The following is a 26,027-nucleotide window of genomic DNA, read 5'->3' on the forward strand; positions in this document are numbered from 1 at the left end:
CGCTTCTGTAAGTTCTGGGGGAGGACGAGTGCTGGCGAAGCCGGGGCGGGTCTCCGGCCGGCGCCGGCGGGGGAAGAGTTTCTTGCTGCAGGCGTTGGCCGAGGTGGCCGACGGCATGTACTTCGGCGCGGTCGAGGCCACAGAGGCCGAGTCGCTCCGGTTGTTCACCGAGGCGCTGACGCGGAGGAAACCGATATCCGCGACCCTGCTCTCTACCACTCAGTGTTGGCCGCGATTGCCGGCGGCAACGCCACCAACGGCGGGATCGCCGGCTTCGTGGGCCGCAGATCGGACCAGATCACTCATCCGCTGAACGTCCTGGAGAAGGGCGCGGGACCTGCTGGGTCGTAAAGGCTACGACACGCGCGACACCATCCTGGCCTGTTACGGCGGAGCCGGGTTCACGGACGAACTGAAGGCCGAGGCCGGGCACGATTCGCGCATCCTCCTCATTGGCCTTGAGCGGATGTACTCGTCCTGACGCCCTTCGCGAGATCGCCGGGGCGGCTGGGGCCAGTCGCGCCTCGTGCAGCGCGAAGAGCCGCCGGACGCCCCTGGGAGCGCGCAGGGCGGGGGAGCGGATCCGCTCGGTCAGCCCGGACGGCTGGAGAGGTATCCGCTCGACCTGCGGATCCACCAGGAGTACAGCGTGCTCATGAGCCCGCCGGGCACGCGCCTGCCCGGCTGGTTGGTGATCTCGGCCCCGGCCAGCCGGGCGGGCAGGCGCAGTTGCCCGGCCCGGGTCCTCTCGTATCCGCGCAGATCCGACAGCGAGCGGGCCAGCAGCCAGGCGTCCTCCACCGCCTGGTTCGTGCCGGGGGCCAGGCTGGGCGGCATCGTGTGGGCCGCGTCCCCGAGCAGCGTGGTCGGCCCTCGTCCCCAGGTCCGCGGCACCTTGTGACGCCAGTGCGGGAACGCCTCCAGGTCGGTCACCACCGACAGCACCTCGGGCACCAGGCCCCGCCAGCCGCCGAACACCTCCTTGAGCCGGACGACCGGGTCGGCCTCGTCGAGCCAGAGCGGCCGGCCCGGTGCGGTCCGCACCTCGAACCAGCACAGCACCCGGCCGGGACCCGCCGGGGACAGTCCGCACATCCCCTCCTCGCCGGTGATGACCAGGGACCGGCCGCTGCCGACCAGTTCTTCGGGCGCGCCGGCGAAGGTCTGCCAGGTGACCCAGGGGGTGCGCTCGGCGGGGTCCTCGCGCCACAGCGCCCGCCGGACGGCCGAGTCGCGGCCGTCCGCACCCACGAGAACGTCCCCGCTGATCGTGCGTCCGTCGGCCAGCGTCACCTCGGCCCGCTCGGGGGCGACGGCCACGACCTCGCTCCCGTACTCGACGGGGACCCCTTCGGCCAGGCGTTCCGCCAGGGCGCGGCGGGTCAGGTGCACGCTGGGCGCGCCGTGGGCGCGTTCGGCGCGGGTGAGGTCGATGGTCATCAGCCGTTCGCCGTCGGGCGCCCACCCTTCCAGCCGGGTCAGGCGGCTGCCGAGGTCGGACGGGTCGGCGCCGAGCTCCCGCAGGATGCGGATCGAGCCGGGCCACAGGGTCACCGATCCGCCCGAGGTGCGCAGGGCCGGGGCCTGTTCGAGGATCCGTACCCGGTGCCCGGCGGCGGTCAGCGAGCGCGCCGCCGTCAGCCCACCTGGACCGGCGCCTATGATAACTATTCTGATACCCATAGTATCTGATACTAGGAGTCTCATATATGGCCCGCAAGCCCGACCCTGAGGTTGATCTGCGCATCAAACAGGCGGCTGCCGCCCTGCTCTTCACCAAGGGCTTGGACTTCACCATGGACGAGGTGGCGCAGGCCGCCTCCGTGGGCAGGGCGAGCGTGTTCCGCCGCTACGCCACCAAGCGCGACCTCCTGCTCGACGCGCTCGCCGCCGCGATGGACGCACAGGTCGCGATGCCCGACACCGGGTCGTTCGCGGGCGACCTGCGCGTGGTCGCCGAAGAGACGCTGGAGGCGTGGCGGGCGTCCGCGACGATGGCCGGGCAGATCTACGGCGAGGCCGGGCGCGACCCCGCCGTGGCCGAGGTCATGCGCTCGGCGATGCGGTCGCGGATGGAGCGCTCCTGGGGCATCTACGACAGGGCGCTCGCGCGGGGCGAGGTGCGGGCCGATGTGGACCTGTGGCTGATCAGCGACATGCTCGTCGGGGTCATCGTCTATCGGGGGCTCCTGGGCAAGCCGCTGCCGTCCGCCGACGAGGTCGTCGAGGCGTTGCTGCACGGCTTCGCACCGCGCTGACCGACGTACACCTACCGCTTAACCTGCAGAAACAGGGTTGACGGGGGTCAACCCGTGGGCGACAGGATCGTGGCGGACGCCGCCGTCTCCTTCGGGCCCCGGGCCAACGTGGTCAGCGGCGGCGACTACAAGGTGGCCGCCGGCAGCCGCAGCGACGCCTTCTTCTTCAACACCGACGACACGAAGGAGGAGTACAACGCGGGCGAGCCGGCCGACGACCGGGAACGGTGGACGGATCAGTTCGTCCACCTGCTGGGCCACACGGGCGGCTACTCCCGGGACGAGGCGGTCGCCGCGATCGACGACCCGGCCTCCTGCCGGACGTGCTGCACTTCGACCCGTCCAAGCCGGCCGCGTACCCCAACGGCCGGACCTTCACCGAGGACGTCATCGACATGCGCGTCGCGCTCCTCACGAAGAACGAGGCGCCGCCCACCGGCCTGTCGCCGCACACCGACACCCTGGACCGGTTCCCGCACCTCGGAGACCCGCACTCCTGACGATGAGGACGGGAACAGTCCGCGTTCCACGGCAAGCTGGGCGGCATGCCGAACCCCACCGCACGCGCGCTCGCCCTCCTCAACCTGCTGCAGACGCACCGGCACTGGACGGGTCCCGAGCTGGCGGAGCGGCTCGGGGTCTCGCAGCGCACGGTACGCCGGGACGTCGAACGCCTGCGTGACCTCGGCTACCGGATCGAGTCGGCTCCGGGGCTCGCCGGCGGCTACCGTCTCGAACCCGGTGAAGGGGTGCCGCCGCTGCTCCTCACCGACGAGGAGGCGGTGGCCATGGCGGCGGGCCTGCGGCTGGCGGCGACGCGGCAGCTCACCGACGGCGCGGACACGACGGTACGGGCGCTCGCCAAGCTCGAACGGGTGCTGCCCGCCGCGCTGCGGGAACGGGTCAACGCGCTCGCCACAGCGGTCCGGCCGGCCGGGACCGGGGCCGGGGTGTCCCCGGCCGTGCTGACCGAACTGGCGCTGGCCTGCCGGGACGGCGAGCGGGTCCGCTTCACTCACAGGTCGCGGTCGCGCCACGTCGAGCCGCACCACTTGACGCCGTCCGAACGGCACTGGTACCTGCTCTGCTGGGACCTCGACCACGACGGCTGGCGCACGTTCCGCATCGATCGGATCTCCGGCGTGCTCCGCACCGGAGCGTTCTTCGAGCCGCGCCCGCTCTCGCCGCGGCAGGTCGAGGAGTACGTGGCCGTCGCGGCGTCATGGGGCAAGCAGGCGAACGACGCGACGGCCACCATCCGGATGCCGATCGAACGGCTGCGGCGGCTGTTCGGCGCGTGGGCGCAGGGCGCCGAACCGGCGGGCGCCGACACCACGATCTGGCCGGTGGGCGGGGCCGACATCCGGGAGACGATGTACGGGCTGTCGTGGATTCCGGAGGGCGTCACGTACAGCGTCGACCTTACCGACCCAGCCCGCGCGGAACTGCGCGCGGCGCTCGTACGGATGCTGCACGCCCTCGACACCTCCCCGTCGGTCGACGCGGACAGGAGGTGACCTCATCCGCTGCCATCATGCGGTCACCACCGATCCCCTCAAGGGAAGGACCACCATGACCGCGACACCCGCCGGCTCGAACACGGTGAACCCGTTCATCATCACCGACAGCGCGGCCGAGCTGATCGGCTTCCTCATCGACGTGTTCGGCGCGGCCGACGTGCCGGAGGCCCGGACCGCAGACAAGGACGGGCTCATCCTCCACGCCGAGCTGCGGCTGGGCGACTCGCTGCTGAGCCTCGCCGACCGCAAGCCCGACTGGCCGTTCACCCCCGCGCTCACCCGCGTCTACGTGGACGACGTGGCGGCCACCCTCGCCCGAGCGGAGGCCCGCGGGGCGCGCATCGTCACCCGCCCGACCGACTTCTTCGGTGACACCCTCGCACGCTTCCAGGACCCCTCGGGGAACCTCTGGTGGGTCTACCGGCACGAACTCGCGGCCGCCCAGGACTGGTCCAGCGAGGAATCATCTGACGACTGGTCGAGCTACTCCACACCTGAGCTGGAGTACATCCACGAAACCCTGATGGAGGCGATGAGCTCACTCCGCGACCCGAGAACCCGCTGACCCCGGAGGCTCCGCACCCGGGCGTCCGGCCCGTTCGACGGTGAAGCGGAGCGGGGCCGGGTCCTCGCCTCGTCGGCGGCCCGCCTTGGAACGCACCCGCCACCGATAGCCGACGCCGTCGACGGCGACGAACCGCGTCCCCTTGCTCGGCCTCGCCACAGTCGCCTGCCCTTCTGGCGTGGGGCGTCAATCCAGCCACGTAACGCGAACGATCAGCACGAGGCTCAGACGCTCCGCGGTAATGAGGTCGAGGAACCCGCGACCACCGAACAGGTCGAGGGTTGGAGGAGCGCGGGAGATACCCGCCCGCCCGTGCCGCGCGACTACGTCCAGCGGCTCGACGAAGCCATCGCCAAGGGCCGTCCGGGCGACGCCGTGGAGATGTTCTTCACCGCGGCGATCGGCTCGCCGAGGTCGTGGCCGGCATGCGGTAGAGCCCGTTCTGGCCCGCCGTCGAGGAGGTGGCGCACACGATCGCCTACGACGGGCGGTTCGTGGCTGACACCATGGCGGGCATGGCGCCCGCGCCGTCGCCGAGCTGCTGCCGACCGCGACCCTCCAGGTCGTCAAGGGTGAGAACCACGGCGTCGAGCCCGACGTGCTCGCCCCCGTGCTCAGGCGGTTCGCCGAGTCCGGCTGACGCGGAAACACAGAAGTACGCTTCTGTGACTCCGTGGCCTGTCAGAGGCGCGCTGCCGCGCGCAGGAAGAGGGGCTCGGCGGCGGCGCGGGACTCGGCGCTGATCGGGGTGGGGCGGAGCGTCGCCGGGTCGAGGTTGACCAGGGCACGGTAGCCCTCGGCATAGGTGGTCTCGTGGTCGGGCGAGAGGACGAGGAAGCCGTACACCACGCTGCTGTTGCCCATGTTCTCGATCCACAGGCGCACCGCCAGCTCGCCGGCCTTCGCGACGGGCGTCCGGTATGTGATCTTGAATTCGCGCACGGCGAAGGAGACGTCCTTGAAGGCCGACGTGGCGGGGTCCGGCGACCAGCCGAGCCTGTTCCAGTAGGCGGAGATCGCGCGCTCCACCAGCAGGGCGTAGCGCGAGTTGTGCAGCAGGCCCATGAGGTCGAGGTCGTCGAAGTGGACGTGGACGGACTCGTAGTGCCCTTCGTCGGTCATTCAGTCCTCCGGCAGGAGTGCGGGGTCGGGGCAGAGCGCGCGCAGCCTCTGCAGGACGGCGCGGCGCGAGTAGGTGATGGCCTGAGGCTCTCTGAACAGCCGTGAATGGGCGACGGCCAGCTCACCGAGGGCCTCGATCTCGTACGCGAGCTGGGCGGGATCGACGTCGGGCCGGAGCTCGCCGCACGCGACCGCCTCGGCGGCGAGGCGCTGCACGAGCGTCAGCCAGTCGCGCCTCGCCTGTGAGACGCGTTCGCGCACCGGGCCGGGGCGGTCGTCGAACTCGGTCTGCACCGCCAGGAAGAAGCACCCGCCGGGCAGCACCCGGTCGGTGTAGAAGCGCAGCCGCGCCTCGTGCAGCGCGAAGAGCCGCCGGACGCCCCTGGGAGCGCGCAGGGCGGGGGAGATGATCCGCTCGGTCCACTGGCGGACCGCCCAGTCGACGGCGTCGAGCTGGAGCTGCTCCTTGTCACGCCAGTGGGCGAAGAACCCCGACTTGCTGATGCCGAGCGCGGTGGCCAGGCGGCTGAGGGACAGCCCGTCGAGGCCTTCCACGGAGGCCAGGCTGACGGCCTGGCCGAGGATCGCCTCCCTGCTGCGCCGGCCGCGCAGCAGGCGTCCGTCGTCTGTCATGCCGCCATACTATATGAACGATCGGTCGTTTATTTTGAGGTCCGTATGATCGCGTGGCTCACCTGTTAAACCCGCTGTTCGGCGGTTAAGGAGAAAGCGACAGTAAAGACCTTGAGCTGAGGAGATGCGCATGCTGCGTCGGAGGAGCCACAAGGCCATGCTCGCCACGGCCGCCATGGTGGGCGTGCTCGGGCTGACGGGTGCCTGCGGGGGCGGGGGCGACGGTGGGGACGACGATCCGGACGTCGTGGTCACCAACCCGCAGGACGACGACGGCCAGGACGACAACGACCAGGACGGCGACTGACGACAGCCGGACGACCGCGCTCCGCGGCCACCTGCCACCGGCCGGCCACGGTGGCCGCGGAGCGCGGATCAGCCGGACGGCCGCTCCGCGTCCGCCTTCCGGCGAGGCTTCCCGTGTACGCGAGGGCGTCAGAGCGCGGCGAGCAGGGCCTTGACGTGGGGGAGAGGGTCGGCGGCGACGGGGCGGACCAGCACCGTGCCGGCGCCCGCCGCCCACAGGGCCCTGACGTGCGCCGCCGCCTCCTCGGGGGTGCCGACCGCCATCGCCACCTCCTCGGGGGCCACGTCCAGGAACGCCGCCTGCTCCGCCGCGAGGTGACCGGGGAACCCCGGCCCGACGTGCAGGTAGGTGAAGACGACGAGTTCGTGGTCGCCGGCGGCGGCGATCTGGCCGAGTGCCTGCCGGACCCGGTCGGGGCCGAAGCCCTCGGGCAGGATCGTGCCCTGCGCCACCTGGCCCGAGAGCGCCAGCGAGCGGGGTCGCAGGACGCCCGCCAGAACCGGCGGGACCACCTGAGGCGGATGCACCAGGGACAGCCCGTCCAGCTGGACCGACCGGCCCGCCATGGTCACCGTCTCGCCCCGCAGCAGCGACCGTACGGCGCTGATCGTCTCCTCCAGGAGGGCGAGCGGCGACGGCGCCGCGGCCCCCGCCCGCGCCATCCAGGCCGGCACCCCGTGCCCGATCCCCGCGGCCAGCCGGCCGGGGTGCAGCCGGGCGAGGTTGGCCAGCTCCATGGCCAGCAGCATCGGGTTGCGCAGCGGCGCCGGGGCGATGCCGAGGCCGACGCGCAGCCGGGAGGTGGCGGCCAGGGCGGTGGCGGCGGAGGAGATCCCGCCGGTCCAGCCCAGGTCCTCGACCACCCACAGGTCGTCCACCCGGTCCAGGTCGTCGAGCGCCCGCGCCACCGGCACCAGCCGTTCGGGCGGCAGCTCCCTGTCGAAGATCACGCCCAGTCTCATGGTGCCTCCCGAGCCGCACGCCAGTAGTAACGGTACAGGCGGCCGACCTCGGAGTAGCCGGCCCGCAGGAACGCCGCCGCGGTCGGCGTGTTGGCCACGTCGGTGGCGGCCACGACGCGTTCGACCCCGGCCTCGGCGAGCGTCCGCGTGCCGTGGGCCAGCAGGTCGTCGACGTAGCCGCGGCCGCGGTGCTCCGGCACCACCCCGATGTAGGCGATCGAGTGGTCGTCGGGCGCGACCAGGCCGACCGGCTCGTCGTCCAGGTAGCCGATCACGAACCAGCCGGGCTTGCCCCTGCGGTTCATCAGGTCGTCGTACATCCAGCGGGCCTCGTGCTCGGCTCCCGCCGTCGCCAGCTCCTGCCGCGTGTCGTAGTCGAGCGACCCGTACGAGATGCGTACGAGCACGTCGAGCACATGCGCGGGGTCGAGTTCCCTGGCCGGGCGGTAGGTCAGCCGGCCGGGGTCGGCGGGCAGGTCGCTGCCGAGCCGCCATTCGAGCAGCAGCCGTTCGACCTCCATCGTGAACCCGGCGCCGGTCAGCGACTCGTGCTGGACCGCCCGGTCGACGAGCGGCGACAGGCCCGGCGGCAGCGGGATGTCATGGATGAGCTTGGAGACGCCGGCGGCGGCCTGGGCGCGGCGCAGCAGGCGCGCGGCGGCGGCCGGGTCGGGGCCCGGTTCGAACTGCCAGACGAGCACCGGCTCGGCGCCGGCGAACGGGGCCCAGAGCGCCAGGCGGGCCGGGCCTTCCACGAAACACCACTCCGGCCGTGTCCTGCCCTCGCCGTGGGCGGACCCGAGCTGCGACCGCGCGGGCTCGGGGAACTCATCGAACAACGCATGCCTCCACAGGCCAGGGGACGACCATGGACATCGTCTCGTATGCCCGGCCGGGGTCTACGCCGCGGTGCCGAGCGCCGCGCGCGCGTCGGCGAGCGAAGGGCTCGTCTCGAAGTGGCGGTCCAGGTTCGTGATCGTCAGCAGGTGGCTGATCATGCCCTCCTGGAGGACCAGGATCAGCCTGCCGCCGGTGCGCCGCACGTGGTTGAGCGTCGAGACCAGCACGCCCAGCCCCACCGAGTCGCAGAACGGCACCTCGCTCAGGTCCATGACCAGCTTGAGCGGGCCCGGAGTGGAGAGGACCGGCTCCAGCTCGGCGCGCAGCCGGGGCGCGCCCGCCACGTCGAGCTCACCCGAGACGCCGACGACCGTGCAGAGATCCTCCTGCCAGCACCTGACCACCATGGGGAAAAGGTTGCCCTCGTGGAGGATTGTTAATCTATTTCTTGCAGATGTTCTGTGTTGCGGTTTCCGCGGTCGGGGTAGCGCTGGGCTTCGCCGAAGGGCTCGTCCTGGGCTTGGCCACCTTCGGCTGGTCGGCGCCGAGGACGACCTCGATCCCGTCCACGTCCGCCTGACGCAGGTCGGCCCCCGGGATGGCGGCGGCGACCGCGCGGGCGGCGGCCTCCTGGCCGGGGGCGTGCCGTACCACGGTCTTCTTGTAGTCCTTGCGTTTGGTGTTGCCCGCGTCCTCGGGCACCCGGAAGCCGTAGGCGATCAGGGCGGTCCGCGTCCGGGCGCCGAGACCGCTGATCAGCGTGCCGTTGAGCACCTTGACCGTGACCTGCTCCGGCGCGACCGCGGCCGGCTTGGCGGACGACTTGCCCGAAGGGCTCGCCTTGGGGGTGGGCTTGACCAGGTCCTGGTCGGCCTCGATGGCCCGGAACAGCTCTCGCGCCTTCTGCTTGTCCCACAGCACCGCCGACTCGCCGGTGGGGGTGCGGTGGTCGACGTCGGCCAGCGGCACGTCGGCGAACTGGACGTTGTCGAGCTTGACGTCCCTGAGCTGGGCGGCCAGGCCGAGCAGCCCGTCGTCGGGGTCCACCTTGATCGTGCCGAGCGTGGTGTTGACGAACGACGCCAGCTTGGCCGGGTTGGCCAGCGTGTCGGCGCTCAGCGCGCGGTTCAGCAGGGCCGAGATCACCTGCTGCTGGCGGTCGATCCGGTCGAGGTCGGAGCGGGCGGTGGCGCGGGTGCGGGCGTAGCCCAGCGCCTGCACGCCCTGGAGCTCGTGGGTGCCGGCGGCGAGTTCGAGCCCGGTCTTGGGGTCGTTGATCGGCACGGGGGTGCAGACGGTGACGCCGCCGAGCGAGTCGACCACGTCGATGAAGCCGAGCACGTTGACCTCGATGTACCGGTTGATCTTCAGGCCGGTGGCCTGCTGGACCGTCTGCACGGTCAGCTTCGGGCCGCCGAACTGGTAGGCCGCATTGATCTTGTGGTCGCCCTTGCCGGGGATCGTCGTCCAGGTGTCACGCGGCAGGCTGACGACGGTGATCCTGCTGTGGTCCTCCGACAGGTGGATCACCATCATGGTGTCGGTGCGCTGCCCGGACTCGCGGCCGAGCTTGAGCTCGTTCTGCTTCTTACGGGTGAGGTCGTCGCGCTTGTCGACGCCGACCAGCAGGATGTTCTCCGCCCCGCGCGGCGCCGTCTCCTCCACCCCCGCGTCGACGGTGCCGATCTGGCGCGGGGTCGCCCACACGACGCCGGTGCCGACCAGCACGCCCATGGACAGCAGGCCGGCGACGAGCGCGTTGCGCCGGCGGACCCGGGCGCTCCTGCGCGGCCTGCGCCGTACGCCGGCGAGCTTGACGCCGCCGTAGGCGTCGCCGCCCACGATCACCCCGGCGTCGTCCTCGCTCGGGTCGCGCATGGCCGTGTCCCCCCTCCGTGCCGCCGGAGGATCTCGCCGTCGATTGCCGTCCTCCCGTGGTCGTACAGTAGCGTGAGCCCCGCCATGAAGCAGTTCCCCGACTCGCCGCACGCGCCAGCGGAGACGCGTGGCTGGCCCCCCATCTCCGTCGTCATGCCGGTCCTCAACGAGGAGCGCCATCTCCGCGAAGCCGTCGACCAGGTCCTCGCCCAGCACTACCCGGGTGAGATCGAGGTCGTCCTCGCCATCGGACCGTCACGCGACCGCACGCAAGAGGTCGCCGACGCGATCGCCGCCGCCGACCGCCGCGTGGTCGTCGTGCCCAACCCCACCGGCCGCACGCCCAACGCGCTCAACGCCGCCATCGCCGCCTCCCGCAACGGCATCATCGCCAGGGTCGACGGCCACGCCATGCTCCCGCCCGACTACCTGCGGGTGGCGGTCGAGACCCTGTACGAGACGGGCGCCGACAACGTCGGCGGCGTGATGGCGGCCGAGGGCGTCAGCCCGTTCCAGCAGGCCGTCGCGCGCGCGATGACCTCGAAGATCGGGGTGGGCGCCGCGGCCTTCCACGTCGGGGGCACGGCCGGGCCCGCCGACACCGTCTATCTCGGCGTGTTCCGGCGCTCGGCGCTCGACCGGGTGGGCGGCTACGACGAGCACTTCCAGCGCGCCCAGGACTGGGAGATGAACCACCGCATCCGCCAGACCGGCGGCCTGGTGTGGTTCCAGCCGCGGATGCGGGTCTCCTACCGGCCCAGGCCCAACGTCAGGGCGCTGGCCAAGCAGTACTTCCACTACGGCAGGTGGCGGCGGGTGGTCGCGCGCACCCACGAGGGCACGATCAACCTGCGCTACCTCGCGCCGCCGGTCGCGGTGCTGGCGATCCTGCTCGGGCTGGTGGTCGCGCCGTTCTTCCCGCTGGGGCTGATCGTCCCGGGCGGGTACGCCGCGGCCATCGTGGCGGGGTCGGCGCTGACTGGGAGCGGGCTGCCGTGGAAGGCCAGGCTGTGGCTGCCCGTGGTGTACGCGACCATGCACATGTCGTGGGGCTGGGGCTTCCTCACCAGCCCGCGCAGGCTGGCCCGCCCGCCGCGCTGACGCCTCCCCGCGCAGGCTGGCCCGCCCGCCGCGCTGACGCCTCCCCGCGCCGCCTCGCCACCCACCGGCGGGGCGGCGCCCTCATGCCGCCCGGGCCCGCGTACGGGTGGCCCGAAGGCAGGCGACGAAGCCGGGAGCCGGGCGCTCAGGTCTCGGCGACCTGGCCGGTCAGGCCGGACACCAGGGCGTCCAGGCAGGCTCGGGCCGCCTCGCCGCCCGTCATGGGCGACGGCCCGGTGAGCACCGCGTTGACGCGGACGCCGTGCGCGGCCCACTCGGCGGCCAGCGTGCGCGCCAGCTCGGCGGTCGCCGCCCTGGCCGGCGCGGCGACGCTCCCCCCGCCGCCGCCCGCCAGCAGGACGAGCGCGCCGCCGCTCTCCCTGAGCACCGGGTACGCCGCCCGCGCGACGTTCGCCGCCCCGAGGCAGGCCAGCGCCACCGTCCGCGCGTGGGCGCCCGCCAGCTCGTCGTCCACGGGGACGGACAGGTGGATCACGTGGTCCACCGGGCCCGCCTCGGCCAGGGACTTGGCCGCCTGCTCCTCCGTACCGGCCAGTTCGGCGGGGAAGGACCGCACCGCCGCGCCGTGCTCCCCGGCCAGCGCGGCGAGCCGCGCGCCGTCGCCGAAGACCGCCAGCGTCCGGCCGTCGAGGACGCGCCGGTAGTCGGCCGGGGCGGGGGCTGGCGTGCCCGCGGCGGCCAGGCGCAGCAGCCGCTCGGCGATGGACAGGTCGAGCGGGTGGGTGACCTTCAGGTTGCGCTCGCTGCCAGGCACCAGGTGGATCGGCACCTCCGGCAGGTAGCGCAGCACCACGCCGCAGTCGTCGGTCGCCTGACGGGTGGCGAAGTCCGGGTCGGCCATGGCCCGCCGGTACGCCTCGCGGATCACCGACAGCCGGAAAGCCTGAGGCGTCTGCGCGCGCCGCAGCCGCGACCGGTCCAGCACCTCCCGGACCAGGTCGCCCTCGGCCACCAGCACCGTGTCGGAGCTCGGGATGGCCACCTCCACGGCCTCGTACGTCTCCAGGGCGCGGACGCAGTCGGCGATGATCCGCGGCTCCAGCAGGGGGCGTACGGCGTCGTGCAGGAGGACGTTGCACTCCCGCTCGCCCACGGCCAGCAACGCCCGCCAGGTGCTCTCGGTGCGGCTCGCGCCGCCCTCGACGACCGCGGTCACCTTGCCGAACCCGCACCGCTGCACCAGCTCGCGCACCGGCTCGACGAAGCCCGGCGTCATCAGCACGACCACCTCGTCGATGTCGTCGGAGGCGTCGAACAGCGCGATGGTGTGCTCCAGGATCGTCCGCCCGGCGAGCTTGATGAGCTGTTTCGGCTCGGCGTGTCCGACACGCAGACCGACGCCGCCCGCGAGAACCACGCCGATGGAGGGCAGCCGAGAAATCATAGTTCGAGGGTAACGGTCCTGGTCCGTGCTATCGCGTGGACCGATCGCTACGCTGTGTGTCACGCGCTCCCTCATCGCACGGGAGGATCCGCGCCTTGACAGACTCACTCACGGGGAGCGGCACGGCCGTGTCGGCGGTGCTGCTCGCCACGACTCCCGGGGGCCGGCTCGGCTGCCGCGAGGGCACACTGCTGGACCGGCTCACCGGTCAGCTCACCACGCTGCGGGTGCGCGAGGTCCAGGTCCTGACGTCGGACGGCGGGCTCGCCGCCGACCTGCGCGGCGTGGCCAAGCTGGCCCGCGTGGCGGTAGGGCCGGTCGCCCTGGTCCCCGGCGACCTGGTGGCCCACACCGAGGCGCTGGCGATGCTGCTGGAGCACCCGGCGCGCGACACGCGGGCGCTGGTCGCCGCCGAGTCCGCGGTGGGGCCGACGCGGCCGCCGCTCCGGGTCCAGGGCGGGCGGATCAGCGCAGCGGGCAGCTCGTTCCACACCGTTCCCGAGGCCAACGCCGCGTTCGCGGGCGTGGTGCAGGTCGGCGAGGCCGACCTGGGCGCGCTCGCCGACGTCGCCGAGGAGCTGGCCGAGCTGGCGGAGTCGGGCAGGCTCGGCGCGGTCACCCCGGCGGAGGCCGCCGACCTGCTGCTGGTCGGCCTGGTGAGGTCGGGCGCGCGGGTGCGCCCGGCGGCGCTCGGGCCGCTCCACAGCACCCGGGCCACCGCCCAGACCTCCGCCGACGCGGCGATCGAGCGGCTGGCCGAGGTGGACGAGGACGAGGTCCGCCTCGACCGCGCGGTGAAGTCCGACGACGGCTTCTTCGCCTCGTACTGCGTCTCGCCGCTGACCCGGCGCCTGATCAAGCCCGCGCACGCGCTCAGGCTCACCCCGAACGCCGTCACCGGCATCTCGATCGCCCTGGCGGGACTGGCGGCGATCTGGTTCTCGGCCGGCGGCCGGGGCGCGCTGGTGGCGGGGGCCGTGCTGTTCTACCTGTCGTTCGCGCTCGACTGCCTCGACGGTCAGCTCGCGCGCTACACGCGCGGGTTCACGCCGCTCGGGGCGTGGGCCGACGGGATGGCCGACCGGCTCAAGGAGTACGCGGTCTACGTCGGGCTGGCCTACGGCTACCTGGCCACGCACGCCTCCGGCGGCGGCAACCCGGACGGGATCTGGTTCCTCGCCGTGGCCGCGATGATCCTGCAGTCGGTCCGCCACTCGATCCACTTCTCGTACGCCGGATCGGTGTGGGACGCCGGCCAGGTCGGCGCGCTGTGGGCGGGGCCGGTGCGCTCGCTGCAGGAGCCGGCCGCCGCCGGCCACGGCGCCCGTCCCCGGCAGGGGCTGCTGAGGATCGCCCAGCGGGTGCGGCACGGCTCGGCCGTCCACTGGCTGCGCAGGATCATCGCGCTGCCCATCGGGGAGCGCACGGCGCTGATCGCCGTCACGGCGGCGCTGTCCGACGCCCGGGTGACGTTCGTGGCGCTGCTCGGCTGGGGCGGCGTGGCGGCCCTCTACCAGCTCGCCGGCCGGATGGTGAGGTCCGCGGAATGATCTCTGTTCACATGGTCCCGGTGCCGCGCGGCAAGGTCGTCGCCTACCGCGACGACGGGCCGCTCTCGCGCGGCATGGGCATGCTCGTGGCCGGGCAGCTCCCGCCGCTGCCGCCGCTCGCCGCCGCCGCGTTCGTCACAGGGATCCTGCTGCTGATGGGGATGGCGGGGGCCGGCGGGCTGGCCGTGTTCGCGCCGCTGGTGACGCTGCTGCTGGCCGGGCCCGGCAGCTCCCACCCGCACGACGGCCGGTACGACTGGATGGCGCCGCCCATCCTGCGCGCGATCGAGTACTCCTTCATCGCCGCCTGCGGCTTCGCCTACGGCGTGCCCCCGGTGCTGATCTTCCTGGTGCTCGGGGCCGCCGCCTTCCACCACTACGACCTGGTCTACCGGATGCGGCAGCGCGTCTACCCGCCGCCCTGGCTGGCCGCGCTCGGCCTGGGCTGGGAGGGGCGGATGCTGGTGCTCGGCCTGTTCGCGCTCGTGGGCTGGGTGACCGGCGGGTTCGCGCTGCTGGCCGCGTACCTGTGGGGGGCGTTCGGCTGGGAGAGCCTCACGTGCTGGCTCGCCGCGCCGAGGACCGGGGCCCGCGCGGCGGAAGCCGGAACACAAGACTGAGGCCGGATTACCCGCAGCGGGCCGAAAGCCAACTAACCTTTGGGCCTACGTAGTCATGCTCGACTGAGGAGTGCACGTTGCTGGGAATGGTGCTGGCCGCTGGAGCCGGACGACGCCTGCGGCCGTACACCGACACGCTGCCTAAGGCGCTCGTGCCGGTCGACGGCGACACCACGATCATGGACATCTCGCTGCGCAACCTGGCCGCCGTGGGCCTGCGCGAGGTCGTGGTCGTCGTCGGTTACGCGGCGCAGACCGTACACGAGCGCAAGCGCGAGCTCGAGGAGCGCCACGGCGTCGAGCTCACCCTCGTGCACAACGACAAGGCCGAGGAGTGGAACAACGCCTACTCCCTGTGGTGCGCGCGCGACCACTTCGCCCGCGGCGCGCTGCTGGTCAACGGCGACACCGTGCACCCCGTGTCGGTCGAGAAGACGCTGCTCGCCGCCCCCGAGACCAGCGACATCCTGCTCGCCGTCGACGACGTGAAGAAGCTGGCCGACGAGGAGATGAAGGTGACGCTCTCCGAGGAGGGGGCGCTGCGCCGCATCACCAAGCTGATGGACCCGTCCGAGGCCTACGGCGAGTACATCGGGGCCACGCTCATCAGGCCCGGCGCCGCCGAGCGCCTGGCCGACGCGCTCAAGGCCACGTTCGAGCGCGACCCGCAGCTCTATTACGAGGACGGCTACCAGGAGATGGTGGAGCGCGGCGAGGCGATCCACGTCGCGCCCATCGGCGAGGTCGACTGGGTCGAGGTGGACAACCACGACGACCTCGCCAAGGCCCGCGCCATCGCCGTCCGCTACTGAGGGGGCCGGATGCCGCTTCTAGCGAGGATGCTGCCCGCGCCGCTCACCATGGAGGTCAGGCGCGGCGCCGTCGCCCAGCTCGGCGCGCTGCTCGCCGACAGCAGGGTCGCCACCTCGGGCCGGGTGGCGGTCGCGGTCGGCCCCGGTCAGGGCGACCACATCGAGAGCCTGATCGCGCCGACGCTCGACGAGGCGGAGGTGTTCCGCGTCTCCGACGGCAGCGTGGAGGCCGCCGTCACCCTCGGCGGCGAGCTGCGCAAGGGCGCCTACGAGGTGGTCGTGGGCGTGGGCGGCGGCAAGACCATCGACACGACCAAGTACGCCGCCTCGCTGGCCGGCATCCCCATGGTCGCCGTCGCCACCAACCTGTCCCACGACGGCATCTGCTCGCCGACGGCCTCCCTGCTGTACGAGGGCGGCAAGGGCACGTTCGGCGTGCCGATGCCGCTGGCGGTCCTGGTCGACCTGGACTTCGTGCACAACGCGCCCCGGTCGCTGGTCCGCTCGGGCGTGGGCGACGTGCTCAGCAACCTGTCGGCGTGCGAGGACTGGCAGCTCAGCAACGTCGAGCGGGGCGAGCCGATCGACGGGCTGGCCTGCTCGATGGCGCGCACGGCGGCCGAGGCGCTGCTGGGCAGGGCCGACTCCATCGAGTCCGACGCGTTCCTGACCGTGCTGGCCGAGTCTCTGATCCTGTCGGGCATGTCGATGGTGGTCGCCGGGTCATCTCGGCCCGCGAGCGGTGGGGACCATGAAATCATGCATGCCGTGGACCAGCTTTTCCCCGGCACCTCCAACCACGGCGAGCTCGCCGGGATCGGCACCGCCTTCTGCTACTTCCTACGGGAGGACGAGGCGCGACTCCGGCAGGTCACCGACTGCCTGCGCCGCCACGAGCTGCCGGTGCTGCCCGGCGACATCGGGCTGAGCAACGAGCAGTTCGCCCAGTCGGTGGCGCTCGCGCCGTCCACCCGTCCCGGCCGTTACACGATCCTGGAGCACCTGCGCCTGCAGGACTCGGAGATCCGCGATCGGGTGGAGGACTATGTCCGGGCCTACGGTCGCTGAGCTGCGCGGGGTCGCCCAGCCCGCCGGCCATCTTGAGCGCCGCAACGGTGAGCACTGGGCGGGCGTCCTCTACATGCGCAGGCTGTCGATCTACGTCACCTGGCTGATGACCAAGACCTCCGTCACGCCCAACCAGCTCACCTGGGTGATGACGGTGGCGGGGGTCGCGGCCGGGGTGGTGGTGGCGCTGCCGGGGCTGTGGGCCGCGGTGGGGGCGGCCCTGCTGGTGCAGGTCTACCTGCTGCTCGACTGCTCCGACGGCGAGCTGGCCCGCTGGACAGGCAAGACCTCGCTGACCGGCGTCTACCTCGACCGGGTCGGCGCCTACTTCGCCGAGGCGGCGCTGCTGGCCGGGCTGGGCTGGCGGGCGTCGGCCGTGCTGCCCGACTGGTACACGGTGCTGGGCTTCGCGGCGGCGCTCGGCGCCATCCTGATCAAGGCGGAGTCCGACCTGGTGGAGGTCGCGCGGGCCAAGGGCGGCCTGCCCGCCGCCACCGAGGCGGCGGCCGTGCAGTTCCGCTCGGGGCTGCTGGGGCTGGGCCGCCGGGTGCTGGCGGCGACCGGGTTCCACCGCATCGTGCAGCCGATCGAGCTGTCGCTGCTCGCGCTGGCGACGGCGGTGATCGACGTGGTGCGGGGCGATCTGATGGCCACCCGGGTGCTCGTGGTGGCCTGTGTGGTCGCGGCCGGGCTACAGGTCGTCCTGCATTTGGTCAGCATCCTGGCGTCGAGGCGGCTGGCGTGATGCGATTCCAGGAACCAGCGGGGGCCCTCGTCCGTCCTATTGATCGGACATTCACGGTTCGGTGGGGGTTCACTACCGGTTCCGATACGCTTAGCTCCACCAATATCAGGAAAAATGCGACCCAGCAGACTCGGTGATCATGAAAGATTGCTCCGCCCGTGCTCCCGACGCGTCAGGACGATGATGCGTTGAAGATCTCGTGCGTCATCCTCACCATGGGAAACCGGGTCGCGGAGCTGGACCGGGCGGTCGCGTCCGCGCTCAACCAGATCGACGGCGACGTCGAGGTGGTGGTCGTGGGCAACGGCGCGGACGTGCCCGAGCTGTCCGCGACGCCACCCGCTGGTTCGTCGGCGACCGTGAAAACGATCCGGCTCGACCACAATACGGGCATCCCCGCAGGCCGTAACCGGGGGGTCGAGGAGTGCTCCGGTGACGTGGTGCTGTTCCTCGACGACGACGGCTGGTACGCCAACCAGAAGGTGGCCGCGCACGTCAGGGACCGCTTCGCCACCGAGCCCGACCTGGCCGTCATCTCCTTCCGGGTGATGGACCCCGACGGCGGCGTCGGGCAGCGGCGGCACGTCCCCCGCCTGCGTGCCGGCGACCCGGAGCGCAGCTCGCCGGTGACGACCTTCCTGGGTGGCGCCTCCGCCGTCAGGCGCTCGGCCTTCCTCCAGGTGGGCGGGCTGCCGGAGCGGTTCTTCTACGCCCATGAGGAGACCGACCTGGCCTGGCGGCTGCTCGGCGAGGGCTACCGGATCGAGTACGACGCCGAGACGGTCATGTACCACCCGCAGGTGCCGCCGACCCGCCACGCCCAGTTCTACCGGCTGAACGCGCGCAACCGGGTGTGGCTGGCCCGCCGCAACCTGCCGTGGCCGCTGGCGGTGATCTACCTGCTCGACTGGGTGGTGCTGACCCTGATCCGGGAGCTGGGCTCCAAGGAGTCGCTCAAGGCCTGGTTCACCGGCTTCTACGAGGGCCTGCGCACCCCCGCGGGCGAGCGCCGCCCGATGGCCTGGAAGACGGCCTGGCGCATGGTGAAGCTCGGCCGCCCGCCCATCGTCTGAGGCCCTCTCAGAGGATCTCCGCCTCTTCCAGCGCCATGGTGGCGTGCGCGACCGTGCCGGCCAGCAGGGGGCGCTTGGGCAGGCCCAGCTCGCTCAGCTCCTTGGCGATGGGATGGTTGCCGAGCCGGATGAGCGCGCCCCCGGGCCGCGCCCGTACCCCCCGGGTCCGCAGGGCCCAGGGGATGCGCCGGGTGCGGCCGTCGCGGTGGGTGTAGGCGTCCAGGGCGACCACCGGGCCGGGGCCGGGCAGCGGGGCGCCCGGCTTGATCAGCATGTCGAGCACGAGCCGGCCGTCCCTGCGCAGGACGCAGCGCTTGTACGGGGAGCCGAGCCGCAGGTCGATGTCCGCCAGTTCCTTCGGCACCCCCCACAGCGCGCGCCCCGCCTCCAGCGTGAAGCCCTGGTCGACCGGCATCCAGTGGACGAACGCGGCCGCGTTCCGCAGGTCGCCGAGCCCCACCGAGCCCGTCGTGCCCGGTCGCCGGATCAGGAACGCCATGCCGAACTCGTGGTAGGAGTCGAGATCACCGTCGCGGTAGTCGGCGAACACCAGCACGCAGACGGCCTTGCCGGGCAGCACCTCGGCCACGTCCAGCCCCGAGTACGCGAGCACGGCCCGCGCGGCGTCGGCCCGGACCAGGTAGAGAGCGCCGCACACCATCACGTCCCGCACCCGGACGGGCATGGTCACCGTCCTGCCCTGGATCAGATGCGATGCCATGGCTCCTAGTACATCAACCGCCGAACGCCGTGACCATCACCCCATGGACCGGCTCTGTACCGCGGACGACGGGGCGGGGGGACCGCCGCTCAGCTTCCGGCCGCCCGGCCTCTCGAAGGACGGCGGTAGAGCCAGGTCAGGCGCGGCTCCAGCACCCACTTGAAGACCGTCCGGGTCTCCGGCAGGCAGAGCACGATCGCCAGCGCGAAGCAGCTGAAGCTGATCGCCAGGGCGCCCAGCGGGCCGTGCAGCCACGGCAGGTTGAGCCAGCCCTGCTCCTTGGCGATGAGCACCGGGATGCCGTGGAGGAGGTAGCAGTAGAGCGTGCGGGTGCCGAGATCGGAGTACCACGTCTCGCCTCTGGGCACCAGCGCGAGCAGCGCGAAGCAGAGTGCCAGGCTGCAGAGCAGCAGCCCGGTGCGCACGCCGAGCCCCATGTACCAGGACAGGTCCATCTTCTCGTAGCTGTTCTTGAAGTAGAACGGCGCGAGCGGGGCCTTGGGCGCGATGAGGATGGCCACGGCCGCGGCGGCGAGGATGGTGACCACCGACACGATCTTGATCCACAGCCGGTTGAGCAGCTCGAAGTGCTCCGGCTGCATGACCAGCCCGATCACGAAGAACGGCAGCAGGCCGAAGAACCGGTCCATGCTGAAGTCGCCGGAGATCTCGGAGAACCCGGCGAACAGGTAGATAGCGATGGCCACCGGGATGGGGAACTTCATCCGCTTCCACACCGGCGTCGACAGCCGCCAGAACAGCAGCGCCAGCAGATACCAGTTGAGCCAGGCCGGGTCGATGATCGTCAGGCTCCACTTCGCCCCGAGGGCGAAGCGCAGCGCGGCGTAGCCGACCTCGACGATCACGTACGGCACGAGGAACGTGTCGACCAGCTTGTTGGTCTTGGCGTTGGAGTTCCAGAAGTTCCTGGACAGGTAGCCGCTGATCAGCACGAACAGCGGCATGTGGAAGGTGTAGATGAAGATGTAGAGGGCCCGGTTGGAGTCGGCGTCGAGGGTCGGCACCAGCGAGTGGCCCACGACGACGAGCGCGATGAGCACGAACTTGACGTTGTCGAGGTAGGGGTCGCGCCTGCGCTTGGGCGGCTGCTCGGCCTGTGGCTCCGATTCGCGCGCCGGCTCCCGCGCCGGGTCGGCCGGCGCCTGGTCCGGGCGGGGGGTGAAGAGCCCTTCGCCGGGGAGCGGCCACCGGGCTCCCGTGTTGGCCGGTCCCGCACTCTCATCGCCGGGAGCGTGGACCGGTGGGGAGTACTTGGTGTCAGACACAGGGAAGTCGCTCAGCTTCGCTCGGGGCCGGGGAACACGACAGGCGACAGCGCCTGCGAGGGCGAGCCGCGTCGCCGACCCGCACCACGATATCCCGTGGCGCGGGTCCTGTCTCACGGCCTGACTGTTCCACAGACAACTTGCAGGTGGCTTACACGCAGACGTTGCGCTGCTGGGACGCGCTGATCGTGTTCTTCTCCACGGCCTCCGACAGCTTGGTGACCCTGACGCCCTTGAAGTCGCTGCCGATGACCAGCTGGAGCACCGGCCCCTTCTTGCCGGCGGCGGCCGGCGTGGTGGTGGGGGCCACCGTGGGCACGTAGGGCTCGGTGGTGCCGGGCTTGACCTTGCCGGCCTGGGGGTCCGGCCCCGGGTTGAGCTTCTTGGCCAGGACGCCGGCGTGGTCGGCACCGGTCTCGGCCGTCTTCGGATAGCGCACCTCGGTGGCCGCCACCGGGGTGCCGTCCGCGGCGGAGTAGTTGCCCAGCCCGACGACCTGGAAGCCCTCCTTGGCGAGCTGGTCCGCGACCTCGCGCGCCTTGCCCGGCACCCCGGTGGCGTTGAGCACCTGGATGCGGACCTGGCCGGGCTTGACGGCGACCTTCGGCGCGGCCGTCGCGGACGGCTCGGGTTCGGGCATCTCGGTGTCGTTGACGATCGAGTTGAACAGCTCGCCCGCCGCGGGCTGCTCCCAGACGACGCGGTTCTTGTCCTCGGGGTCGGGCATCCACGGGACGGTGGTCAGCTTGACGCCCTTGGCGGTCAGGTCCTTGGCGCTGTTGGCGATGTCGAGCAGCTTCTGCGGGTCGTTGGCCAGGTCGGGGTCCATGGTCACCGACTGGGCGGCCGACTTGATGAAGCCGGTGAGCTTGACCGGGTCGGTGAGCAGGTCGTTGCTCGTGGCCTTGGCGATGACCTTGCTGAGGAAGATCTGCTGGCGCTTGATGCGCTGGATGTCGCTGCCGTCACCGTAGTTGCGCAGGCGTACGTAGCCGAGCGCCTTCTCACCGTTGAGCAGGCTCTTGCCGGGAGGGAGGACCAGCTTGGAGTTCTTGTCGTTGACGCCGGACTTGAGGCAGATCTCGATGCCGCCGAGGGAGTCGACGATGTTCTTGAAGCCGCTGAAGTCGACCTCGGCGAAGTGGTTGATGCGGATGCCCGTCAGCGTCTCAAGGGTGGAGATCGTGCAGGCGATGCCGCCGTCGTTGTACGCCGAGTTGATCATCGCTCTGTGGGGCGGCATCTCCTGCTTGGTCTTCTCGTTCTTGCACTTGGGGATGTCGACCATCGAGTCGCGCGGGAAGCTGACGAGCCGCGCCTGGTCGCGGTTGGGGGAGATGTGCAGCAGGATGATCGTGTCGGTGCGCTTGCCGCCCGCGTCGGCCAGCCGGGCCGTCTCCTGGCCGTATCTCGCGTTGCCGTCGCCCGCGCGGGTGTCGGAGCCGACCAGCAGCACGTTCAACGCGCCGGTGTCGCGGGGGCGGGGGGTGATGATGTCTTCCTTGACGTTCTTCTTGTTGATCGCGTCGAACGCGTCGCGGTAGACGACGTAGCCGGTCAGGGAGCCGGCGACCATGAGGGAGGTGGCGGCGATGCTGACCCAGGCCAGCACGCGCATCCTGCCGCCGCCTCCGCCGCCGTCCCTGCCGCGGTGGCCGCGCTGGGGGTCCTTGGGGGGCGGCGCCGCGGCGGCGAGCCTGCGTGCCATCCTGCTGCCGGGCTGGGGCGGGGCGGCCCTGGTGTCCTCTACGGACACGCCTCTGTAGTCACTCATGCGCCCCCTAGCCTCGTCACTGCGCGTCATACGCCGGCTCGGTCGTTCTGCGCCATGAGACTAGGTCACTCGCGGCGCCGCCGCAGCCATGACTGGAGGAATCGACCGTGACCCAGGCGTGATGATACAGGGGCAAAGCATACTCAGACCTGGACATCTCGTGGAATATCGCGTGTAAATTCTTTGTCCTTCCCGCAGCTCAGCGCCGCCGCCAGACAGGCGAGCGGCACCGCCGGCAGCACGTACCGGTAGTCGAACTCGGCGGCGGCCGCCGGAGTGACCAAGAGCACAACGGCCACGGACCAGGGGAGAATCCAGAGGGCAGGGCCGGAACCCCCGCTCGCGCCGTACCGGAGGCGCCGCCGGCCGGAGACGATCGGCGGCACGAGCAGGACCGCCAGCAGGACCGTGCCCGGCAGGCGCGCCACGTCCTGGTAGCCGCGCATCCAGCCGGCGTACGGCTCGACGATCGAGGTGCCGATGGGGCCCTGCTCGTAGAGCTTGGCGAACTCGGTCCCGACCCGCGCCGGGTAGCGGCCCGGCGGGCCCGGCGGGGTCTCGGGGAACTGGTAGTAGTCGTAGATCTCCTGGTCGGGGTAGACGGGCCGGCCCCACAGGAACGAGCGGCCCAGCTCCGCCAGCACCGAGCCGGCGTAGTCGAGCGGCTGAGTGCGGATGGCCAGCAGCGCGAACCGCATGGCCAGGTCGTCGGTCTCCTCGGTGAATGTGATCCCCGGCAGGGCGACGATCGGGGCGTCCTTGGCCCAGATGTACTCCTGCGACGGCGGCCTGCGGTCGGCCGGGCGCGGGTCGCAGAGCGCCTTCAGGTCGGCGGGCGGGTTCATCCTGGCGCAGTCGGCGAACGACATCGTGCGGGCGTAGAGGAAGACGCCGTTGGCGCCGACGATGCCGGCCCGCTGGTAGGTGGCGTAGAACCAGCCGCCGTAGGCCAGGATCGGCACCAGCGCCGCCACCAGCATGATCCAGGCGGGCCTGACCTGCCGCCGCAGCACGAACCAGGCCGCCAGCAGCACGATCAGCGGCTGTCCCACGGTCCGGGTGAGCGAGGCGGCGGCCAGCAGCAGCCCGACCGTGACCGCCCTGGGCCGCCCGGAGAGCGCGAGCGCGACGGCGGCGACGACCAGGAACATGAAGAGCGTGTCGGAGACGAGCAGGTGCTCCAGCTGGATCTGGTACGGCTCCACCAGCACGGGGACGGCGGCCAGGGTCGCGATCCACCGGCGGGCGCGCCGTACCGCCACCCAGTAGACCAGCACCCCGGTGGCCAGCCCGAGCAGGTGCTGCGCCGCGGTGACCGCGCCGAAGGAGTGGAGCGGCTCCAGCAGCTTCATGAACATCGAGTAGCCCGCCGGGCGGACCAGGTCCGGCCGCGGCCGCATGACGGTGACCACGTACGTGTAGGAGTCGGGGAACCACAGCGCCGGCCGGTAGCCGAGCATCGTGATCACCCGCAGGGCGGTCCCGGCCGCCAGGATCGCCAGGAACCAGCCGTGCCGTCGCGCGAACCCCGCCCGCGCGACCTCCCGATCTTCCGCCACGCCGCGTACGCTACCGGCCCCCGCCGCCCGCGCCGTCATCACGGAAGAGGGGGAGAGCGGAAGGCCCCACCGATGGCGGCGGGCCGGTTCGCGGCGCGGCGCCGCGGTGCGCACGGTGCCGTCGTGATGTTGGATACGCTCGCTCACCTGATGAGAATCGCCTGGTTGGACCCGACGCGGAGGCCGCCGGCGGGCCGGGTGCTCGCCGTGGTCTCGGTGCTGCCCGCGCTGGCCGTGGCGGGCTGGCTGCTGGTCGCGCTGCCGCTGCTCGCGCTCGGCGTCTACCGGCCGGCGATCGCGGTGCCGCTCGGGCTGGTGGCCGCCGCGCTGCTGTGCCTGGCGGGCACGCGCGGGCCGGTCAAGGCGGTGGAGGCGGTGGAGGCCACCGCCGGGCAGGTGGCGGCGGTGGCCGCGGTCGCGCTCGGCTCCGGCCTGTTCAACGCGGTCATGCACGGCGAGCAGCTCGCGGTCCGCCGCGACCCGTCCACCTACGCGCAGTACGCCATCTGGCTGGCCCGCGAGGGCTTCCTGCCGATCCCCACGCAGGTGGCGGCGTTCGGCGGCCCCGACCCGTCGCTGATCTTCGAGAGCGTGGGCTTCTACGCCTACGACGGCGCCGTGGTGCCGCAGTTCATGCCGGGCGCCCCCCTGCTGTTCGCGTTCGGGGAGTGGGCGGGCGGGCTGTTCCTGATGCCGGCCGTGCTGGGCGCGCTGGCGGTGCTCACCCTGGCCGGGCTGGCGGCGCGGCTGGCGGGCGGGCGCTGGGCGGCGGTGGCGGCGACGGCGTTCGCCTGCTGCCTGCCGATCCTCTACACCTCGCGGACCACGTTCAGCGAGATCCCGTCGGCGCTGCTGCTGCTCGGCGGGCTGGCGCTGGTGTACGACGCCCTCTACGGGCAGGGGCGGCGGCTCGGGGCGGCGCTGGGCGGGCTGACGCTCGGGCTGGCCGTGCTGGTGCGGGTGGACGCGCTGCGCGACGTGCTGCCGGTGCTGGCGTTCGCGGGCGTGCTCGTCGCGATGGGCCGCCGGTCGCCGGGCCGCCCGGGAGAGCTGGGAGCGCCGCTGCTGGCCGGTCTCGCCGCCGGGGCGGGCCTCGGCCTGGCCGCCGGCTACGGGCTGTCGCGGCCCTATCTGACCTATCTGTCGAGCTCGCTCCGCCCGCTGCTGCTGATCTGCGCCGCCGTCGTGGTGCTCACGCTCGCCGGTACGGCCGCCGCGCCGCTGCTGGCCAGGCTCCGGCCGCCGCGATGGCTGCCGACGGCCGGGGCGGCGCTGGTGGTGCTCGTCGTGGCCGCGCTGGCGGTGCGGCCGTGGGTGCAGACGGTGCGCCGCGTCCCCGACAACGAGGAGGACCGGCTCACCGCCACCTTCATCGAGCAGATCCAGCGGGCCAACGGCCTGCCCGCCGACGGCACCCGCCTGTACTTCGAGAACACCCTGCACTGGCTGGCCTGGTACGTCGGCGTCCCGGCCCTCGTGCTCGCCACCCTGGCCGCGGCGGTGCTGACGCGCCGGCTGCTGCGCGGACGCGGCCTGCCGTGGCTGCTGCCGCTGCTGGTCATCGGCTGGGCCACACTCGCCACGCTGCTGCGCCCGGCCATCACCCCGGACCATCCGTGGGCCGCGCGCCGGCTGGTGCCCCTGGTGATCCCCGGCGTGATCCTGCTGGCCGTGTGGGGCGCGGAGCGGCTGCGCGAACGGGCGGCCAAGGGCACGCGGCCGCGCCGCTGGGTCGTGCCCGCCTGCGCGCTGCTGCTGGTGGCGCCGCCCGCGGTGATCTCGATCGGCACCGCGTTCACGCCCGTCGGCCGGGGCGAGGCGGCGGCGGTGGCGGCCATGTGCGCGCGCATCCCGCGCGACGCCTCGGTGCTCGTGGTCGAACGGGTCACCGGCGACCGGTTCACCCAGGTCGTCCGCGGCACCTGCGGCGTCCCGGCCGCCCAGGTGAAGAGGCAGGACGGCGACACCGCGTCGGGGCGCGACGTGCGCCGCCTGATCGAGCGCGTGCGGGCCGCCGGGCGGGTCCCGGTCGTGCTGGCCGCCGAGGAGAGCCAGGTGGCCCCGTACGGGCCGGCCACGTGGCTGATCGGGCTGGTCACCCGGCAGGACGAGCGGTCGCTCACCGAGCCGCCCGACGGCACCTGGTCACTGCGGATCAACGTGTGGATGGCCCTGCCTTGACCTGCGATGTGCACGCGGCCACCAGCGGGGCAGAGTACCCTCGTCCC

26 protein-coding genes are annotated in these 26,027 nt (G+C 72.2%); 14 read left to right on the forward strand and 12 right to left on the reverse strand.

What is annotated here, in order from left to right:
• Nucleotides 1-225 precede the first annotated feature (225 nt).
• Entirely contained in the window at nt 226-351 is a 126-nt protein-coding gene (locus ACQEUU_RS08815) for a hypothetical protein (protein WP_433062714.1), read from the forward strand.
• Between the two features lie 240 nt (nt 352-591).
• On the opposite strand, the gene ACQEUU_RS08820 is transcribed toward ACQEUU_RS08815, so the two are convergent.
• Nucleotides 592-1,683: an FAD-dependent oxidoreductase gene (locus ACQEUU_RS08820; RefSeq protein WP_433062716.1), complete on the reverse strand. Its 1,092-nt coding sequence runs from the start codon at nt 1,681-1,683 to the stop codon at nt 592-594.
• Between the two features lie 26 nt (nt 1,684-1,709).
• On the opposite strand from ACQEUU_RS08820, the gene ACQEUU_RS08825 reads away from it, so the two are divergent.
• The 4 genes from ACQEUU_RS08825 to ACQEUU_RS08840 all read left to right on the forward strand — a co-directional run bounded on the left by ACQEUU_RS08825 (nt 1,710) and on the right by ACQEUU_RS08840 (nt 4,343).
• Entirely contained in the window at nt 1,710-2,258 is a 549-nt protein-coding gene (locus ACQEUU_RS08825; protein ID WP_433062719.1) for a TetR-like C-terminal domain-containing protein, read from the forward strand.
• A gap of 323 nt (nt 2,259-2,581) precedes the next feature.
• On the forward strand, nt 2,582-2,758 hold the full coding sequence (locus ACQEUU_RS08830; RefSeq protein WP_433062722.1) for a hypothetical protein: 177 nt from the start codon (nt 2,582-2,584) through the stop codon (nt 2,756-2,758).
• A gap of 45 nt (nt 2,759-2,803) precedes the next feature.
• Nucleotides 2,804-3,775, forward strand: a complete 972-nt coding sequence (locus tag ACQEUU_RS08835; protein ID WP_433062725.1) for a helix-turn-helix transcriptional regulator — start codon at nt 2,804-2,806, stop codon at nt 3,773-3,775.
• A gap of 55 nt (nt 3,776-3,830) precedes the next feature.
• Nucleotides 3,831-4,343, forward strand: coding sequence for a VOC family protein (locus ACQEUU_RS08840; RefSeq protein ID WP_433062728.1), 513 nt, complete (start codon nt 3,831-3,833; stop codon nt 4,341-4,343).
• 681 nt (nt 4,344-5,024) lie between these two features.
• On the opposite strand, the gene ACQEUU_RS08845 is transcribed toward ACQEUU_RS08840, so the two are convergent.
• Together ACQEUU_RS08845 and ACQEUU_RS08850 are read right to left on the reverse strand one after the other, a co-directional pair.
• Nucleotides 5,025-5,465, reverse strand: coding sequence for an acyl-CoA thioesterase (locus tag ACQEUU_RS08845; protein WP_433062730.1), 441 nt, complete (start codon nt 5,463-5,465; stop codon nt 5,025-5,027).
• Complete coding sequence (locus ACQEUU_RS08850) at nt 5,466-6,098, reverse strand: TetR/AcrR family transcriptional regulator (protein WP_433062733.1); 633 nt, start codon at nt 6,096-6,098, stop codon at nt 5,466-5,468.
• Between the two features lie 130 nt (nt 6,099-6,228).
• Between ACQEUU_RS08850 and ACQEUU_RS08855 the strand changes: the two genes are divergently transcribed.
• Nucleotides 6,229-6,405, forward strand: a complete 177-nt coding sequence (locus tag ACQEUU_RS08855) for a hypothetical protein (RefSeq protein WP_433062736.1) — start codon at nt 6,229-6,231, stop codon at nt 6,403-6,405.
• 128 nt (nt 6,406-6,533) lie between these two features.
• Here the strand turns inward: ACQEUU_RS08855 and ACQEUU_RS08860 are convergent, their stop codons facing one another.
• The 4 genes from ACQEUU_RS08860 to ACQEUU_RS08875 are packed head-to-tail and all read right to left on the reverse strand — an operon-like array spanning nt 6,534 to nt 10,085.
• A complete protein-coding gene (locus ACQEUU_RS08860; protein WP_433062739.1) occupies nt 6,534-7,367 on the reverse strand; it encodes an LLM class flavin-dependent oxidoreductase in 834 nt (277 codons plus the stop codon).
• On the reverse strand, nt 7,364-8,206 hold the full coding sequence (locus ACQEUU_RS08865) for a GNAT family N-acetyltransferase (RefSeq protein ID WP_433062742.1): 843 nt from the start codon (nt 8,204-8,206) through the stop codon (nt 7,364-7,366). The genes ACQEUU_RS08860 and ACQEUU_RS08865 overlap by 4 nt, the downstream gene beginning before the upstream one ends.
• A 60-nt stretch (nt 8,207-8,266) precedes the next feature.
• Complete coding sequence (locus tag ACQEUU_RS08870) at nt 8,267-8,614, reverse strand: STAS domain-containing protein (protein WP_433062745.1); 348 nt, start codon at nt 8,612-8,614, stop codon at nt 8,267-8,269.
• Between the two features lie 34 nt (nt 8,615-8,648).
• Nucleotides 8,649-10,085, reverse strand: coding sequence for an LCP family protein (locus ACQEUU_RS08875; protein WP_433062748.1), 1,437 nt, complete (start codon nt 10,083-10,085; stop codon nt 8,649-8,651).
• An 84-nt stretch (nt 10,086-10,169) separates the two neighbouring features.
• On the opposite strand from ACQEUU_RS08875, the gene ACQEUU_RS08880 reads away from it, so the two are divergent.
• Nucleotides 10,170-11,186 (forward strand): glycosyltransferase family 2 protein, encoded by a 1,017-nt coding sequence (locus ACQEUU_RS08880; protein ID WP_433062751.1) that lies wholly within the window; start codon nt 10,170-10,172, stop codon nt 11,184-11,186.
• Nucleotides 11,187-11,331: 145 nt separating this feature from the next.
• Here ACQEUU_RS08880 and ACQEUU_RS08885 read toward each other — a convergent pair whose 3' ends face one another.
• A complete protein-coding gene (locus tag ACQEUU_RS08885; RefSeq protein ID WP_433062753.1) occupies nt 11,332-12,591 on the reverse strand; it encodes an SDR family oxidoreductase in 1,260 nt (419 codons plus the stop codon).
• A 95-nt stretch (nt 12,592-12,686) separates the two neighbouring features.
• Here ACQEUU_RS08885 and ACQEUU_RS08890 point away from each other — a divergent pair, with 95 nt between their 5' ends.
• The 6 genes from ACQEUU_RS08890 (at nt 12,687) to ACQEUU_RS08915 (ending at nt 18,459) form a co-directional block, all read left to right on the forward strand.
• Complete coding sequence (locus tag ACQEUU_RS08890; RefSeq protein ID WP_433062756.1) at nt 12,687-14,141, forward strand: CDP-alcohol phosphatidyltransferase family protein; 1,455 nt, start codon at nt 12,687-12,689, stop codon at nt 14,139-14,141.
• Nucleotides 14,138-14,761, forward strand: coding sequence for a DUF5941 domain-containing protein (locus ACQEUU_RS08895; protein ID WP_433062759.1), 624 nt, complete (start codon nt 14,138-14,140; stop codon nt 14,759-14,761). The genes ACQEUU_RS08890 and ACQEUU_RS08895 overlap by 4 nt, the downstream gene beginning before the upstream one ends.
• 77 nt (nt 14,762-14,838) lie before the next feature.
• Nucleotides 14,839-15,573: a sugar phosphate nucleotidyltransferase gene (locus ACQEUU_RS08900; RefSeq protein ID WP_433062762.1), complete on the forward strand. Its 735-nt coding sequence runs from the start codon at nt 14,839-14,841 to the stop codon at nt 15,571-15,573.
• Between the two features lie 27 nt (nt 15,574-15,600).
• A complete protein-coding gene (locus tag ACQEUU_RS08905) occupies nt 15,601-16,641 on the forward strand; it encodes an iron-containing alcohol dehydrogenase family protein (RefSeq protein WP_433071786.1) in 1,041 nt (346 codons plus the stop codon).
• Nucleotides 16,619-17,386, forward strand: a complete 768-nt coding sequence (locus ACQEUU_RS08910) for a CDP-alcohol phosphatidyltransferase family protein (RefSeq protein ID WP_433062765.1) — start codon at nt 16,619-16,621, stop codon at nt 17,384-17,386. The genes ACQEUU_RS08905 and ACQEUU_RS08910 overlap by 23 nt, the downstream gene beginning before the upstream one ends.
• A 188-nt stretch (nt 17,387-17,574) precedes the next feature.
• Nucleotides 17,575-18,459: a glycosyltransferase gene (locus ACQEUU_RS08915; protein WP_433062768.1), complete on the forward strand. Its 885-nt coding sequence runs from the start codon at nt 17,575-17,577 to the stop codon at nt 18,457-18,459.
• Nucleotides 18,460-18,466: 7 nt separating this feature from the next.
• Here the strand turns inward: ACQEUU_RS08915 and ACQEUU_RS08920 are convergent, their stop codons facing one another.
• From ACQEUU_RS08920 to ACQEUU_RS08935, 4 genes are all read right to left on the reverse strand, one after another.
• On the reverse strand, nt 18,467-19,180 hold the full coding sequence (locus tag ACQEUU_RS08920) for an acetoacetate decarboxylase family protein (RefSeq protein WP_433062771.1): 714 nt from the start codon (nt 19,178-19,180) through the stop codon (nt 18,467-18,469).
• 89 nt (nt 19,181-19,269) lie between these two features.
• Complete coding sequence (locus tag ACQEUU_RS08925) at nt 19,270-20,466, reverse strand: acyltransferase family protein (RefSeq protein WP_433062774.1); 1,197 nt, start codon at nt 20,464-20,466, stop codon at nt 19,270-19,272.
• A gap of 151 nt (nt 20,467-20,617) precedes the next feature.
• On the reverse strand, nt 20,618-22,240 hold the full coding sequence (locus ACQEUU_RS08930) for an LCP family protein (RefSeq protein ID WP_433062777.1): 1,623 nt from the start codon (nt 22,238-22,240) through the stop codon (nt 20,618-20,620).
• 143 nt (nt 22,241-22,383) lie between these two features.
• Nucleotides 22,384-23,799, reverse strand: coding sequence for a hypothetical protein (locus ACQEUU_RS08935; protein ID WP_433062780.1), 1,416 nt, complete (start codon nt 23,797-23,799; stop codon nt 22,384-22,386).
• 150 nt (nt 23,800-23,949) lie between these two features.
• Here ACQEUU_RS08935 and ACQEUU_RS08940 point away from each other — a divergent pair, with 150 nt between their 5' ends.
• Complete coding sequence (locus ACQEUU_RS08940; RefSeq protein ID WP_433062783.1) at nt 23,950-25,980, forward strand: hypothetical protein; 2,031 nt, start codon at nt 23,950-23,952, stop codon at nt 25,978-25,980.
• The last annotated feature ends 47 nt before the right edge of the window (nt 25,981-26,027 follow it).

The organism is Nonomuraea sp. CA-218870 (assembly GCF_050936535.1).
Taxonomy (GTDB): domain Bacteria; phylum Actinomycetota; class Actinomycetes; order Streptosporangiales; family Streptosporangiaceae; genus Nonomuraea; species Nonomuraea corallina.

Coding starts and splice junctions, on each gene's coding strand:
- ACQEUU_RS08910 (WP_433062765.1), top strand. CDS start 16,619: ATGTCCGGGCCTACGGTCGCTGAGCTGCGCGGGGTCGCCCAGCCCGCC.
- ACQEUU_RS08885 (WP_433062753.1), bottom strand. CDS start 12,591: ATGATTTCTCGGCTGCCCTCCATCGGCGTGGTTCTCGCGGGCGGCGTC.
- ACQEUU_RS08840 (WP_433062728.1), top strand. CDS start 3,831: ATGACCGCGACACCCGCCGGCTCGAACACGGTGAACCCGTTCATCATC.
- ACQEUU_RS08880 (WP_433062751.1), top strand. CDS start 10,170: ATGAAGCAGTTCCCCGACTCGCCGCACGCGCCAGCGGAGACGCGTGGC.
- ACQEUU_RS08820 (WP_433062716.1), bottom strand. CDS start 1,683: ATGGGTATCAGAATAGTTATCATAGGCGCCGGTCCAGGTGGGCTGACG.
- ACQEUU_RS08875 (WP_433062748.1), bottom strand. CDS start 10,085: ATGCGCGACCCGAGCGAGGACGACGCCGGGGTGATCGTGGGCGGCGAC.
- ACQEUU_RS08855 (WP_433062736.1), top strand. CDS start 6,229: ATGCTGCGTCGGAGGAGCCACAAGGCCATGCTCGCCACGGCCGCCATG.
- ACQEUU_RS08845 (WP_433062730.1), bottom strand. CDS start 5,465: ATGACCGACGAAGGGCACTACGAGTCCGTCCACGTCCACTTCGACGAC.
- ACQEUU_RS08895 (WP_433062759.1), top strand. CDS start 14,138: ATGATCTCTGTTCACATGGTCCCGGTGCCGCGCGGCAAGGTCGTCGCC.
- ACQEUU_RS08835 (WP_433062725.1), top strand. CDS start 2,804: ATGCCGAACCCCACCGCACGCGCGCTCGCCCTCCTCAACCTGCTGCAG.
- ACQEUU_RS08940 (WP_433062783.1), top strand. CDS start 23,950: ATGAGAATCGCCTGGTTGGACCCGACGCGGAGGCCGCCGGCGGGCCGG.
- ACQEUU_RS08920 (WP_433062771.1), bottom strand. CDS start 19,180: ATGGCATCGCATCTGATCCAGGGCAGGACGGTGACCATGCCCGTCCGG.
- ACQEUU_RS08850 (WP_433062733.1), bottom strand. CDS start 6,098: ATGACAGACGACGGACGCCTGCTGCGCGGCCGGCGCAGCAGGGAGGCG.
- ACQEUU_RS08860 (WP_433062739.1), bottom strand. CDS start 7,367: ATGAGACTGGGCGTGATCTTCGACAGGGAGCTGCCGCCCGAACGGCTG.
- ACQEUU_RS08930 (WP_433062777.1), bottom strand. CDS start 22,240: ATGAGTGACTACAGAGGCGTGTCCGTAGAGGACACCAGGGCCGCCCCG.
- ACQEUU_RS08870 (WP_433062745.1), bottom strand. CDS start 8,614: ATGGTGGTCAGGTGCTGGCAGGAGGATCTCTGCACGGTCGTCGGCGTC.
- ACQEUU_RS08825 (WP_433062719.1), top strand. CDS start 1,710: ATGGCCCGCAAGCCCGACCCTGAGGTTGATCTGCGCATCAAACAGGCG.
- ACQEUU_RS08905 (WP_433071786.1), top strand. CDS start 15,601: ATGCTGCCCGCGCCGCTCACCATGGAGGTCAGGCGCGGCGCCGTCGCC.